11 protein-coding genes and 1 tRNA gene are annotated in these 13,530 nt (G+C 62.0%); 8 read left to right on the top strand and 4 right to left on the bottom strand.

What is annotated here, in order from left to right:
- Nucleotides 1-194, top strand: a 194-nt coding sequence (locus ACYYKW_RS25435; RefSeq protein ID WP_464991477.1) for a hypothetical protein, incomplete at its 5' end; no start/stop codon positions are given.
- A 78-nt stretch (nucleotides 195-272) separates the two neighbouring features.
- Here ACYYKW_RS25435 and ACYYKW_RS25440 read toward each other — a convergent pair.
- Nucleotides 273-1,427 (bottom strand): MalY/PatB family protein, encoded by a 1,155-nt coding sequence (locus ACYYKW_RS25440; protein WP_464991478.1) that lies wholly within the window; start codon nucleotides 1,425-1,427, stop codon nucleotides 273-275.
- Between the two features lie 354 nt (nucleotides 1,428-1,781).
- Between ACYYKW_RS25440 and fdnG the strand changes: the two genes are divergently transcribed.
- The 7 genes from fdnG to ACYYKW_RS25475 all read left to right on the top strand — a co-directional run bounded on the left by fdnG (nucleotide 1,782) and on the right by ACYYKW_RS25475 (nucleotide 10,856).
- Nucleotides 1,782-4,847, top strand: a complete 3,066-nt coding sequence (fdnG, locus tag ACYYKW_RS25445; protein WP_464991479.1) for a formate dehydrogenase-N subunit alpha — start codon at nucleotides 1,782-1,784, stop codon at nucleotides 4,845-4,847.
- A 14-nt stretch (nucleotides 4,848-4,861) separates the two neighbouring features.
- A complete protein-coding gene (gene fdxH / locus ACYYKW_RS25450; protein ID WP_336355757.1) occupies nucleotides 4,862-5,797 on the top strand; it encodes a formate dehydrogenase subunit beta in 936 nt (311 codons plus the stop codon).
- On the top strand, nucleotides 5,794-6,459 hold the full coding sequence (locus tag ACYYKW_RS25455) for a formate dehydrogenase subunit gamma (RefSeq protein WP_464991480.1): 666 nt from the start codon (nucleotides 5,794-5,796) through the stop codon (nucleotides 6,457-6,459). The genes fdxH and ACYYKW_RS25455 overlap by 4 nt, the downstream gene beginning before the upstream one ends.
- A gap of 3 nt (nucleotides 6,460-6,462) precedes the next feature.
- On the top strand, nucleotides 6,463-7,389 hold the full coding sequence (gene fdhE, locus ACYYKW_RS25460) for a formate dehydrogenase accessory protein FdhE (RefSeq protein WP_464991481.1): 927 nt from the start codon (nucleotides 6,463-6,465) through the stop codon (nucleotides 7,387-7,389).
- A gap of 51 nt (nucleotides 7,390-7,440) precedes the next feature.
- Nucleotides 7,441-8,841: an L-seryl-tRNA(Sec) selenium transferase gene (gene selA / locus ACYYKW_RS25465; protein WP_093101453.1), complete on the top strand. Its 1,401-nt coding sequence runs from the start codon at nucleotides 7,441-7,443 to the stop codon at nucleotides 8,839-8,841.
- Entirely contained in the window at nucleotides 8,838-10,754 is a 1,917-nt protein-coding gene (gene selB, locus ACYYKW_RS25470; protein WP_464991484.1) for a selenocysteine-specific translation elongation factor, read from the top strand. Before selA ends, selB begins: the two co-directional genes overlap by 4 nt.
- A gap of 6 nt (nucleotides 10,755-10,760) precedes the next feature.
- A tRNA-Sec gene (locus ACYYKW_RS25475) sits at nucleotides 10,761-10,856 on the top strand.
- Between the two features lie 151 nt (nucleotides 10,857-11,007).
- Here ACYYKW_RS25475 and ACYYKW_RS25480 read toward each other — a convergent pair.
- The 3 genes from ACYYKW_RS25480 to ACYYKW_RS25490 all read right to left on the bottom strand — a co-directional run bounded on the left by ACYYKW_RS25480 (nucleotide 11,008) and on the right by ACYYKW_RS25490 (nucleotide 13,397).
- Nucleotides 11,008-11,274, bottom strand: coding sequence for a short-chain dehydrogenase (locus ACYYKW_RS25480; protein ID WP_093101455.1), 267 nt, complete (start codon nucleotides 11,272-11,274; stop codon nucleotides 11,008-11,010).
- Entirely contained in the window at nucleotides 11,271-11,546 is a 276-nt protein-coding gene (locus tag ACYYKW_RS25485) for a DUF3077 domain-containing protein (protein WP_464991482.1), read from the bottom strand. Before ACYYKW_RS25485 ends, ACYYKW_RS25480 begins: the two co-directional genes overlap by 4 nt.
- A gap of 555 nt (nucleotides 11,547-12,101) precedes the next feature.
- Entirely contained in the window at nucleotides 12,102-13,397 is a 1,296-nt protein-coding gene (locus tag ACYYKW_RS25490) for an OprD family porin (RefSeq protein ID WP_464991483.1), read from the bottom strand.
- Between the last annotated feature and the right edge of the window lie 133 nt (nucleotides 13,398-13,530).

The raw sequence follows: 13,530 nt of genomic DNA on the forward strand, positions 1-13,530 counted from the left end.
GCCTGCGAGGGCCGTACGTAGGAGCAAAGCCTTTTGGTTCCTTTTTGGCGTTTGAAAAAGGGACTCGCCGTAAGGGCGAAACCGCCAGCCGCAACACCCGAAGCAACGGATATGTACCCAAAACCCAGCGCCTGAAAGAAAGCCATCGCGAGCAGGCTCACTCCTACAAATCAACCGCGTACACCAACAAGTGATGGGGCGGCTACAAGGCCGCCATCGCTTGCAGGCAAGCTCCCACAGGAGATCACCTGCTCAGGCAAATCACCGAAGAATCAGGCACCGCGCTGCGCCAGCGCACGCTCCATCCGACTAATGCCCTCTTCAAGCAACGACCGCGGGCAACCAAAATTCAAGCGCACAAACTGCTGATGCCGATCACTGAAATCCGCCCCGGCACTCAACCCAACTTTCGCCTGCTCAAGAAAGAACCGCTGCGGATCCGGCAAATCCAGCGCCGAACAATCCAGCCACGCCAGATAAGTCCCCTGCGGCACATCGATCGTCACCCCCGGCAAACGACTGCGCACAGCCTCAACCAGCCAGTCGCGATTGCCCTGCAAATAAACCTTCAGTTCCGCCAACCAAGGCGCGCCTTCGCTGTACGCCACCCGAGTAGCCTCCATACCCAGCGGATTGACACTGTCGACCATGCCGCAACGAGCATGATTGACGCGCTCACGCAGCGCAGCGTTCTGAATGATCATGAACGAAGTCTTCAGGCCGGCAATGTTGTAAGCCTTGCTCGCCGACATCAGCGTAATGGTGCGCTGCGCGATCTCAGCGCTCAGCGATGCCGTCGGAACATGCACGCGACCGTCAAAACACAGCTCGGCATGGATTTCGTCAGAAATGATCCAGGCATCCTGCGCCATGCAGATATCAGCCACATCACGCAGCTCCTGAGCAGCAAACACCTTGCCGAGCGGATTGTGCGGATTGCTCAGCAGCAGCGCGCCGCCGCCCACCAGCGCATCACGCAACGCCGTCAGTGGCGTTGCATAGCCGCCGTCCGCCTGAACGACGAATTCCAGCTCGACCTTGTTCAACCCCCAATGGCCCGGCGCCTGGCGCAGCGGCGGGTAGTTCGGCACTTGCACCACAACGTTCTGCTGCGGCTGCACCAATGCCTTGAGCGCCATGTTGAAACCGGACTCGACACCCGGCAGGAAGATCAGCTCCTGCGGCTTGACCTGCCAGGCGTACTTGTTCCACAGATCGGCAATGATCGCTTCGCGCAAATTGTCCTGCGCCACGCTGTAGCCCACCAGCGGGTGCAGCAAACGTTGCTGCAAGGCCTCGATCACCACCGGCGGCGCGGCGAAATCCATGTCCGCGACCCACATCGGCAGAACGTCCGCCGGGTAACGGCTCCACTTGGTGCTGCCGGTGTGGTGGCGGTCGAATACCTGATCAAAATCGAAAGTCATGCGCGGTCTCGTGAAGGCGGGTTGTTCAGGGGCGTCATGATAAGCCGCATACCCTGCGTGAGCACACAAATCCTCGCGGCCACCTGCAACCTTTGTGGGAGCTGGCTTGCCAGCGATTGCGGTGGATCAGGCACCATCAATATTGAATGTGCCGACGCCATCGCTGGCAAGCCAGCTCCCACAGAGTGTGTACAAAGCCATCAAATCGTGCAGAAAAACACCCGACGGTCGGTTTTCACCCGGGCGCTGCGCTGATTGTCTACAGTGAAAAAGTCGACGCCAAGGCGTCGCAACCGTGATTGTCCAGATAAAACCCGGCACCAGCACCGGGTTCCACCTGATCAGGAGTGCACGATGGATCTCAGCCGTCGTCAGTTCTTCAAGGTCGCAGGTATAGGCCTTGCAGGCTCAAGCCTGGGCGCGTTGGGCATGGCCCCGACGCCAGCCTTCGCCGAGCAGGTGCGTCACTTCAAGCTCGCCCACACCCATGAAACCCGCAACACCTGCCCGTATTGCTCGGTCGGCTGCGGTTTGATCATGTACAGCCAGGGCGATGCCGGGAAAAACGTGGCGCAAAACATCATTCACATCGAGGGCGACGCCGACCACCCGGTCAATCGCGGCACCCTCTGCCCGAAGGGCGCCGGCCTGCTCGACTTCATTCATAGCCCCGGCCGCTTGCAGTATCCGCAAGTGCGCAAGCCCGGCAGCAGCGAGTGGACGCGAATCAGCTGGGACGAAGCGCTCGATCGCATCGCCGACCTGATGAAAACCGACCGCGACGCCAATTTCATCGAAAAGAATGCCAACGGGCAAACGGTGAACCGCTGGCTGAGCACCGGTTTTCTCGCGGCCTCGGCGGCGTCCAATGAAGCCGGCTACATCACCCAGAAGGTGATTCGCAGCCTCGGCATGCTGGGGTTCGATAACCAGGCACGTGTCTGACACGGCCCGACGGTGGCAAGTCTTGCCCCGACGTACGGCCGTGGTGCCATGACCAATACCTGGACCGATATCGCCAACGCGAATCTGATCCTGGTGATGGGTGGCAACGCAGCAGAAGCGCATCCGTGCGGCTTCAAATGGGTGACCGAGGCCAAGGCGCATAACGCTGCGCGGCTGATTGTGGTCGATCCGCGTTTTACCCGGACGGCTTCGGTGGCCGACTATTACGCGCCGATCCGCACCGGCACCGACATCGCCTTCATGGGCGGGCTGATCAATTACCTGCTGACCACCGACAAGATCCAGCACGAATACGTGCGCAACTACACCGACGTGTCGTTCATCGTCAAAGCCGGTTATGGCTTCGAGGACGGCATTTTCAGCGGCTATGACGCGGAAAAACGCAGCTACACCGACAAGTCCGGCTGGGGTTACGAGTTCGCCGAGGACGGCTTCGTCCGGGTCGATCCGACCCTGCAAGACCCGCGCTGCGTCTATCAACTGATGAAGCAGCATTACAGCCGCTACAACATCGAGTTGGCCAGCCAGATCTGCGGCATGCCGGTCGACGCCATGCAGAAGATCTGGGACGAGATCGCCACCTGCTCGACGCCGGGCAAGACCATGACGATTCTCTACGCCCTCGGCTGGACCCAGCACTCGATCGGCGCGCAGATCATCCGCAGCGCGGCGATGGTGCAATTGCTGCTGGGCAACGTCGGCATGCCTGGTGGCGGGGTGAATGCCTTGCGCGGGCACTCGAACATTCAGGGCCTGACCGACCTCGGACTACTGTCGAACGCGCTGCCCGGTTACCTGACGCTGGCCAGCGACACCGAGCAGGATTACGCCCAGTTCATTCACAAACGCACGCAAGTGCCGCTGCGGCCGGGGCAGCTTTCGTACTGGCAGAACTACAGCAAGTTCCACGTCAGCCTGATGAAATCCTGGTACGGCGCCAACGCCACCGCCGAGAACAATTGGCTGTTCGATCATTTGCCGAAACTGGACATTCCCAACTACGACGTCCTGAAAATGTTCGACCTGATGAGCCAGGGCAAAGTGAACGGCTACATGTGTCAGGGCTTCAATCCGATCGCCGCACTGCCGGACAAGAACCGCGTGATGGCCGCCCTGGCCAAGCTGAAATGGCTGGTAGTGATGGACCCGCTGGCCACCGAAACCTCGGAGTTCTGGAATAACGTCGGACCGTACAACGACGTGAAAACCGCCGAGATCCAGACCGAAGTGATTCGCCTGCCGACTACCTGTTTCGCCGAGGAAGATGGCTCGCTGGTCAACAGCAGCCGCTGGCTGCAATGGCACTGGAAGGGCGCCGATGGACCGGGCGAAGCGCAGACCGACATTCGCATCATGAGCGAACTGTTCCTGCGCCTGCGCAAGCGCTATCAGACCGAGGGCGGCAAATTCCCCGATCCGCTGCTGAAATTGTCCTGGCCCTACAAGATCGCCGACGAGCCTTCGCCGGAAGAGCTGGCCAAGGAAATCAACGGCAGCGCGGTGACCGACTTCACCGATGCCAGTGGCGCGATGGTCAAGGCCGGCACGCAACTGGCCGGGTTCGGCTTGCTGAAGGACGACGGCAGCACTGCGTCGGGTTGCTGGATCTTCGCCGGCAGCTGGACCGAGGCCGGCAACCAAATGGCTCGCCGCGACAACGCCGACCCCTACGGCATGCACCAGCATCAAGGCTGGGCGTGGGCGTGGCCGGCCAATCGACGGATTCTCTACAACCGCGCTTCGGCGGACCTTGCGGGCAAACCGTGGGACCCGAAAAAACGCCTGGTCTGGTGGAACGGCAAAACCTGGGGCGGCACCGATGTGCCGGACTACAAGGCCGACGTGCCGCCGGAAGCCGGGATGAACCCGTTCATCATGAACCCCGAAGGTGTGGCGCGCTTCTTTGCCGTCGACAAGATGAACGAAGGGCCATTCCCCGAGCACTACGAGCCGTTCGAAACGCCGATCGGCATCAACCCGCTGCACCCGCAAAACAAGAAAGCCACCAGCAACCCGGCGGCACGGATCTTCGATTCGGTCTGGGAAAGCCTCGGCGAGGCCAAGGACTTCCCGTACGCCGGCACCAGTTACCGGCTGACCGAGCATTTCCACTTCTGGAGCAAGCACTGCAAGTTGAACGCGATCGCGCAACCCGAGCAATTCGTCGAAATCGGCGAAGTGCTGGCGAAAGAGAAGGGCATCGCCGCCGGTGATCGCGTGCGGGTCAGTTGCAAGCGCGGCTTTATCGAGGCAGTGGCGGTGGTGACCAAGCGGATTCGGCCGCTGCAGGTCAACGGCCAGGTTGTGCATCAGATCGGCATCCCGCTGCACTGGGGGTTCACCGGCCTGACGCGCCACGGTTACCTGACCAACACGCTGGTGCCGTTCCTCGGCGATGGCAACACCCAGACCCCGGAATCCAAGTCATTCCTGGTCAACGTGGAGAAGCTCTAGTGGAGACCTTATAAATGGCCAGCCAAGACATCATTGCCCGCTCGGCCACCACCACGGTGCCGCCGTCGGTGCGCAATCAGGACGCCGTCGCCAAGCTGATCGACACCACCAAGTGCATCGGTTGCAAGGCCTGTCAGGTCGCCTGCTCGGAATGGAACGAGTTGCGCGACGAGGTCGGCCACAACCACGGCACCTACGACAACCCGCAGGACCTGACCGCGGATACATGGACGCTGATGCGCTTCACCGAGCATGAAACCGACGCCGGCAATCTGGAGTGGCTGATCCGCAAGGACGGCTGCATGCATTGCGCCGAACCCGGTTGCCTCGCGGCATGCCCGAGCCCCGGCGCGATCATCCAGCATGCCAACGGCATCGTTGATTTCAATCAGGATCACTGCATCGGCTGTGGTTATTGCATCACCGGTTGCCCGTTCAACATTCCGCGTATCTCGCAAAAGGACCACAAGGCCTACAAGTGCACCTTGTGTTCCGATCGCGTGGCGGTCGGGCTGGAACCGGCCTGCGTGAAAACCTGCCCGACCGGCGCCATCGTCTTCGGTACCAAGGAAGACATGAAGGAGCACGCCGCCGAACGCATCGTCGACCTCAAAAGCCGCGGCTTCGACAACGCCGGTCTCTACGACCCGGAAGGCGTCGGTGGCACCCACGTCATGTACGTCTTGCACCATGCCGACACACCGAAACTCTACGCCGGTTTGCCGGACCACCCGGCGATCAGTCCGCTGGTGGACTTGTGGAAAGGCCTCAGCAAACCCTTGGCGCTGCTGGCGATGGGCGCGGCGGTGATTGCCGGCTTCTTCCACTATGTACGCGTCGGCCCCAATCGCGTCGAAGAAGATGAACAGCCGACGCCAGCCGACACCTCGGTGCATGTCGTCGACCCGGCGGTGCACACCTACGATCCACGCGGGGAGGAGCGGCCATGAGCCACAAGACGATCCTGCGTTACAGCGCCAACCAGCGCACCAATCACTGGCTGGTGGCGATCCTGTTTTTCATGGCCGGGCTGTCCGGGCTGGCGCTGTTTCACCCGGCGCTGTTCTGGTTGAGCAACCTGTTCGGCGGCGGCACCTGGACGCGGATTCTGCACCCCTACATGGGCATCGCCATGTTCGTGCTGTTCCTCGGCCTGGTCTTGAGTTTCTGGCGCACGAACTTTTTCATCGCCAACGATCGGCAGTGGCTTCGGCGGATCAACCGGGTCATGGTCAACGACGAAGACAGCGTGCCGCCGGTGGGCAAATACAACGCCGGGCAGAAACTGCTGTTCTGGACTTTACTGCTGTGCATGCTGGCGTTGCTGTTCACCGGGCTGGTGATCTGGCGCGCGTGGTTCAGCGTGTATTTCGGCATCAGCGTGATCCGCTGGGCGATGCTCTTGCATGCGCTGGCCGGGTTCATCCTGGTGCTGAGCATCATCGTGCACATTTACGCCGGGTTGTGGATCAAGGGTTCGGTCGACGCCATGCTGCATGGCCGGGTCAGCCGCGCCTGGGCGAAAAAACACCATGCGCTGTGGTATCGCGACCTCACTCGCGATGAGCATCCAAGGGACGCGCCGGAGCGCTCCATCAGCAAAAAGGGCTGACGTTTGCCGACTATTCTTGAACCGGGTGAAATCGAAGCGGCGGCCAGTTCGCCGCCGTTCTTGTATATGCCGCCGCGCAACCTGTTTGCGCTGCGCGCGCAAAGGCTCGAGCAACTGGCCGAGGGGCATGCGCTGGCTGACTATCTGCGTTTGATTTCTGGGTTATGCCGGGTTCAGCAGCAGGTGTTCGATGATCCGCCGCTCACCGCGCCATTTGATCAGCAACGCATCGAGGCGTGCCAGCAGCATGGCTTGCCGCCGTTCGCCGCCGACACCTTGGTGCGCGAGGAGGGCTGGCAGGCTTATCTTTCGGCGCTGTTGCAGCGTTATGAGCCTTCTGAACAACCCGCCGTTATCGAGGCAGTGACGACGTTGCAGGTCGCCAGCGCCGGTCAATTGCGTTCCTGGGCTGTCGCTCTGGTCAGCGGCCAGTATTCACTGGTGCCGGCGCAACTGGTGCCATTCCTTGGCGCGGCGCTGCAAGTGGCGTGGAGTCACTGGTTGCTCAGCGCGCCCCATCTGCAACTGAAACCCGGCGACAGCCTCAGCCAATGCCCGGCGTGCGGTTCTACGGCGATGGCCGGGGTCATCCGGCATCGCGGCAAACACAACGGCTTGCGTTATCTGGTGTGTTCGCTGTGCGCCTGCGAATGGCATGTGGTGCGGGTCAAGTGCGTGTATTGCGAGTCGAGCAAAGGCCTCGATTATCTGAGCCTGGAGGACGACCGCCACGCTGCCAATCAGGCACCGCTGCGCGCGGAAGTCTGCCCCGGCTGCAACAGCTATCTGAAACTGATCTATCTGGAAAACGATGCCGAGGCCGAGGCGTTGTCGGCGGACCTCGGCAGTCTGCTGCTGGACATGCGCCTGGCGCAGGACGGCTTTCAGCGTCTGGCGCCGAATCTGTTATTGGCGCCGGGAGACGAATGAGCCGCAGCGTCTACACTCTTGGGCGATAGCGATTGACTCCAGGAGTGGCGGATGTCCCTGCGGTTACCTTCCATTGATGGGCTTTTGCGCCATCCGGCGTGCGTGGCTTTGCTTGAGCGCCACGGGCGTGAGTCGTTGCTGGCGAGCTTTCGGCAATTGCTCGATGAGCTTCGTGGCGACGTCCTGAACGGGCAACTCTCGGCGATTGAAATCAGCCCTGAAGTGCTCGCCGGCCGGGTTGGCGAACGCCTGATTCAACAACAGCGCAGTCAGGTGCGCCGCGTCTTCAACCTGACCGGCACGGTGCTGCACACCAATCTCGGTCGCGCCTTGTTACCGGACGAAGCTATCGAAGCGGTGGAGCGTGCCGCACGTTATCCGCTGAATCTGGAATTCGATCTGGCCAGCGGCAAACGCGGTGATCGCGACGATTTGATCGAAGGTTTGATCCGCGAACTGACCGGCGCCGAAGCCGTCACCGTGGTCAACAACAATGCCGCCGCCGTGCTGCTGACCCTCAACAGCCTCGGCGCGCGCAAGGAAGGCATCATCTCGCGCGGCGAGCTGATCGAAATCGGCGGCGCCTTCCGCATCCCCGATATCATGGCCCGCGCGGGCGTGCGCCTGCACGAAGTCGGCACCACCAACCGCACCCACGCCCGTGACTACGAAGCAGCGATCAGCCCGCGCAGCGGTTTGATCATGCGCGTGCATGCGAGCAATTACAGCATCGAAGGTTTTACCGCTCGCGTGCCGACCGCTGAACTCGCGGCATTGGCTCATCGGCACGGCTTGCCATTGCTAGAGGATCTGGGCAGTGGCAGCCTGTTGGATTTGACGCGTTGGGGTTTGCCGGCGGAGCCGACGGTGCGCCAGGCGCTGCTCGATGGCGCCGATATCGTCACCTTCAGCGGCGACAAACTGCTCGGCGGACCGCAGGCCGGGTTGATCGTCGGCCGTAAAGAACTGATCGCTAAGATCAAAAAGAACCCGCTCAAGCGTGCGCTGCGCGTGGACAAGTTGACCCTGGCCGCGCTGGAGGCGGTGCTCGGGTTGTATCGCGACCCGGATCGCCTCGCTGAACGTCTGCCGAGTTTGCGGCTTTTAACCCGCCCGCAGGCTGACATCTTCGCCCAGGCTTCACGGTTGCAGCCGGTGCTGGCTGACATGCTGGGTGAGACTTGGAGTGTCAGCGCAGTCGAGGCCCTGGGCATGATCGGCAGCGGCAGCCAACCGGTGGCGCGTTTGCCGAGTGCGGCGCTGTGCATGCGGCCACAGGTGTCGAAGCGTCTGCGCGGGCGCTCTCTGCTGAATCTTGAAGCTGCGTTGCGCGCGTTGCCGATCCCGGTGCTCGGGCGCATCGACGACGACGCGCTGTGGTTGGATCTGCGTCAGCTCGACGATGAGCCGGCGTGGCTGGCGCAACTGCCGCAGTTGCAGGCCGCACCGTGATCGTCGGCACGGCGGGGCACATCGACCACGGCAAGACGTCGCTGCTGCAAGCGCTGACCGGGCAAACTGGCGACCGCCGCCCGCAGGAACGCGAACGCGGGATGACCATCGACCTCGGTTATCTCTACGCCGAACTGCAGCCCGGCACCGGCCTGAGTGGATTTATCGACGTGCCCGGCCACGAGAAATTCACCCACAACATGCTCGCCGGCGCGCAGGGCATCGGCCTGGTGTTGCTGGTGGTCGCCGCCGATGACGGTGTTATGCCGCAGACCCGCGAGCATCTGGCGATTGTCGAACTGCTCGGCATTCCTCGCGCCGTGGTGGCGATCACCAAGTGCGACCGCGTCGAGGCGGGCAGGGTGGAAGAGGTGCAGCGCCAGGTGCTGGATCTGCTCGCGCCGGGGCCGTTTGCCGACGCGCCGGTCTTTACCGTGTCGAGCGTGAGCGGGCGGGGCGTTGATGCGTTGCGCGCGGCGTTGGTGCAGGCGCAAAACGAAGTGCAGGCGCGCAGTGGCGAAGGGGGATTTCGTCTGGCGATCGATCGCGCATTCAGCGTGGCCGGCGCCGGGATTGTGGTCACCGGCACGGCGCTGTCGGGCACCGTGTCGGTCGGCGACAAACTCACCCTCGCGCCGTCCGGCAAAATCGTTCGCGTGCGCGGCCTGCACGCGCAGAATCAACCCGCTGAACAGGCTTACGCCGGGCAACGGGTGGCGCTGAACCTCAGCGGCGAGCGCCTGGAGCTGGTGCAGCTCCATCGCGGCCAATGGCTGCTGAGCGAGTGGCTGCACGCGCCGACGCAACGGGTCGACATTGACTTTCAACTGCTGCCCGGCGAACGCACCTTCGAACACTTCCACCCGGTGCACGTACACCTCGGCACCCAAGACGTGATCGCTCGAGTTGCCTTGCTCGAAGGCCCACGGTTGAGCCCCGGCGAACGCATGTTCGCGCAATTGTTGATCAATGCGCCGGTACACGCGGTCAAGGGCGACCGGCTGATCCTGCGTGACGCCAGCGCGCAACGCACCTTGGGCGGCGGCACGGTCCTCGATCCGTTCGCCCCGGCGCGGCAACGCCGCAGCCCCGAACGTCTGGCGCAACTGCAAACCCTGGCCGGCAGCGACAGCTTCGAACAGGCCTTGCCGGTACTGCTCAACCACAGCGCTGGCGGGCTCGATCCGCAGCGCCTCGAACGCCAGTTCAATCGCCCGCGCGCATCGTGGTCGTTAGCGCAAAACGTCCGCCTGATCGACACCCGCCAAGGCCCGCTGCTGTTCAACGTGCAGCGCTGGGGACGGCTGAAATTCAATCTGCTGCAACGCCTCGCGCAATTCCATAAACAAGAACCCGACCAAATGGGGCCTGACCGAGATCGTCTGCGGCGTTTCAGTGGTTTGGCGCTGGAGCGTTCGACGTTTATCAGCCTGCTCGACGAACTGCTCAGCGCCGGCTCGATCCACAGCAGCGGCCCCTGGCTGCACCTGCCTGAACATCAGGTGCGCCTGAATGCCGAGGACGAAACCCTGTGGCAACAAATACAGCCGCTGTTCGACAACGCCGACTTCGACCCACCGTGGGTCCGCGACATCGCCAAAATGCTCGGCCATGACGACGCCGCAGTACGCCTGCTGCTGCGCAAACGCGCGCGACTTGGGCTGATGCATCAAGTGGTGCGTGACCTGTTTCTGGCTGACGCGCAACTGCGCCGAATGGCAGAGGTATTACTGACACTCGCGGTGGAAAATCCGCAGATCCAGGTGACAACCTTCCGCGATGCGCTAGGCTTGGGACGCAAACGCTGTATTCAGTATCTGGAGTATTTCGACCGACTGGGCCTGACCCGGCGCATCGGCGAGTCGCGGCAGATCCGTTACGACAACGCGCTGGCAAACTCCAACGCGCAATGAGTCAAAGGAAGGCAATCGCGCCCGGTGGCGCGGCCGGGCTTCAAACCCGGTTGGGGACGGCATCCGTTCCCGGGCAGGTTCGACTCCGGCTGCCTTCCGCCAGTTTTACTCAACGCTATCCGCAGTCCTGTGTGGGAGCGAGCTTGCTCGCGAAGCCGGTGTACCAGTCGACACTCTCAGTGTCTGGCCGAACGCCTTCGCGAGCAGGCTCGCTCCCACAGCTTGTATTTTGGCGGTTGTATTTGGGTATATATCAAACCCGCAAACGAATCTGCCGGCCCAGCACATCCATCACGTCACAACCATCCCGCAGCAACATCGCCGCCGCGTGCGCCAGTTGCTGTACGTCGGCGCCTTTGGCTGAGGCGATATCCAGGCTGGCGAGGCTTTCCATCATCTGCGTGACGGCGAGAAAGCGGCTGGCGGCGCTGCTGTGCAAGACGTCGAGCGGGGCTTCGGTGGCAACCAGCAGAACGGGGGTGCTGTGTTCGTTGTGGGTCATCGAAAGATGGGCATTCATACGTTCACCTTGGTCTGAGCGGCTTGCTGACCGTTGATGGAGGCCACGATCAGGGCGCGAGCGTTGGCGAGCATTTGCTGGCTGGCCCAGCGCAAGGAGCTGCTGTGGTCCGGGCGAGCGACAGTAGGCGCTTGATGGGCGAGGACTTCGGCGCAGTTGAGGTAGACGGCTGCGTGTTCCAGGGCGTCGAGGAGGGGGATATTGGGGCGGACGGTGAAAGGATGTTGAGTAGTGTGGTCGCAGGGAGTCGAAGTTGTATTTGCTTGTTTCATAAGTGAGGTATCTCTTTGAAAATTAAAGAGAGCTGCCACTTGATCGCCGTCAAACGAATGGGTGGCAACTGTGCGCAGGTTGACGGACCGGTCTCACTAACCCGGCGCATCCGAAGATGCCCCACACACAGTCACCATATGCAATGAGCGGGCACAAAAGTGCACGAGCAGAGAGAGGCTATGCGCGTAGTGAGAAGTCCAGGCCGTCAAACCCGGTCACGAATGAGTCGTGACAGGGCGCGAGGATAGGGAGTGCGACCAAACCCGTCAACCGCCGCCAACCTTGCGAACTTGCCCCGTTCTTTTGTAGGAGTGAGCCTGCTCGCGATAGCGGTCGTTCAGCCACAAGTGTTGTGGCTGACCTGCCGCCATCGCCAGCAGGCTGGCTCCCACAGGGAACTTGGGTGTGCCTGAACATTCAGCCATCACATAGAACCTGTGGGAGCTTGCCTGCAAGCGATAGCGGTTGAACATTCAACCACTAATTGACTGAAGGTCAGCCATCGCCAGCAGGCTGGCTCCCACAGGTTGATTGCATTTCAAATCAAGCAGCCGTCAGAAGCCCAACGGGTACTCGATCACCACATAAATCCGGTCAATGTCATCGCCGGCTTGCGCCTCATTCGCTCGGTGGGTGACGTGCGACAGCTGCACTGACAAATCCTTGGCCGCGCCAGACTGGACGACGTATTTCAGGTCGATATCACGTTCCCAGTGTTTGCCACCATCGCCTTGCTGTGGCTGGTATTGGCCGCTGTCGGCGTCGAACGGGTTGTACGCGCCGCCCTTGGGGGCGTGGGTGCCGTCGATGTGGCTGCCGGTGACGTAGCGGGTCATGAACTTCAAACCCGGGATGCCGAAGGCGCCGAGGTCGAGGTCGTAGCGGGCTTGCCAGGAGCGTTCGTTGGCGCCGTTGAAGTCGGCGTATTTGATCGAGTTGGCGAGGTAGATCGAGTCACCGCCGACGAAATCGAAGGGGGTGTCGCCGTTGATACGTTGCCAGCCGAGCATAACGGCGTGTGGGCCGAAGGCGTATTTGCCGGACAGGCTGAACGCGGTGTTGTCGATCTCGCCGGCCAGTGCGCGGCCGGTGTCGCGGGTGTGGTAGAGGTTGGCGTCGAGCAGCAGGCCGGACTGTTTGAAATGCAGGTTGCCGTAGTACTGGTGCCAGGTGTCGCTCAGCTCCGAGGCGTACAGCGCGCCGCCCAGCGGCTCGTCGCCGAACAGGTCCGCGCCGACAAAGCTGATGCTGCCGGCCTCGGTGTTGGCGCCGTAACCGTAGAAATCGCCGTGGCCGGAGGAGCTATCCTGGTTCTTGAACGCGGTGAAGTGGCCGGCGACCAGGTTGACGTTGTCGAACTCGGCGCTGTTGAGCAGAAAACCCGTGGCGTATTCCGGTTGCAGGCGTTTGTCGGAGGTGTCGAACACCGGCGTCTCGACGGTCATTTCGCCGAAGGCGAGGGTGGTGCGTGAGGCTTTCAGTTTCAGCGCACCGCCGGCGCTGGAGTAGTCGTTTTCGCTGCGGCCGTTGCTGTCGACTGGCAGCAGGCCGGTTCCGGAATGGCCTCTGCCACCGTCCAGTTTCAGCCCGGCGAAGGCGTGGGCATCGATACCGAAGCCGAGGCTGCCTTCGGTGAAACCGGATGAGAAGGTGCCGATAAAGCCCTGAGCCCACTCCTGTTTGTAGTTTTTGCCGGAGGGCGTGGGCGAGCGGTAGTCGTTGCTCAGGTAGAAATTGCGGCTCAGGACCTGGCTTTTGGCATCGTCGAAGAAACCGCTGGCGTGGGCGGTGGTGTGCAGACCGCAGAGCAGCGCAAGCAGGGTGAGGCGCGAAGGGGCGCGGTCGATCATGGTCAGTGGCCAGCGGTGGTGGAGTTGGCCGGGATGATCGGGGAATTGCGGGGGGAGGGATTGGGCGGATGTGCTCAGTTCTAGCCATGACATAGAACCTTGTAGGAGTGAGCCTGCTCGCGATGGCGGTGTG

Source organism: Pseudomonas sp. 15C, assembly GCF_055484735.1.

What these genes read in the sequence shown, in the direction of transcription:
- ACYYKW_RS25440 (WP_464991478.1), bottom strand. Translation starts at nt 1,427, where the DNA reads ATGACTTTCGATTTTGATCAGGTATTCGACCGCCACCACACCGGCAGC.
- fdxH (WP_336355757.1), top strand. Translation starts at nt 4,862, where the DNA reads ATGGCCAGCCAAGACATCATTGCCCGCTCGGCCACCACCACGGTGCCG.
- ACYYKW_RS25455 (WP_464991480.1), top strand. Translation starts at nt 5,794, where the DNA reads ATGAGCCACAAGACGATCCTGCGTTACAGCGCCAACCAGCGCACCAAT.
- selA (WP_093101453.1), top strand. Translation starts at nt 7,441, where the DNA reads ATGTCCCTGCGGTTACCTTCCATTGATGGGCTTTTGCGCCATCCGGCG.
- ACYYKW_RS25480 (WP_093101455.1), bottom strand. Translation starts at nt 11,274, where the DNA reads ATGAATGCCCATCTTTCGATGACCCACAACGAACACAGCACCCCCGTT.
- ACYYKW_RS25485 (WP_464991482.1), bottom strand. Translation starts at nt 11,546, where the DNA reads ATGAAACAAGCAAATACAACTTCGACTCCCTGCGACCACACTACTCAA.
- ACYYKW_RS25490 (WP_464991483.1), bottom strand. Translation starts at nt 13,397, where the DNA reads ATGATCGACCGCGCCCCTTCGCGCCTCACCCTGCTTGCGCTGCTCTGC.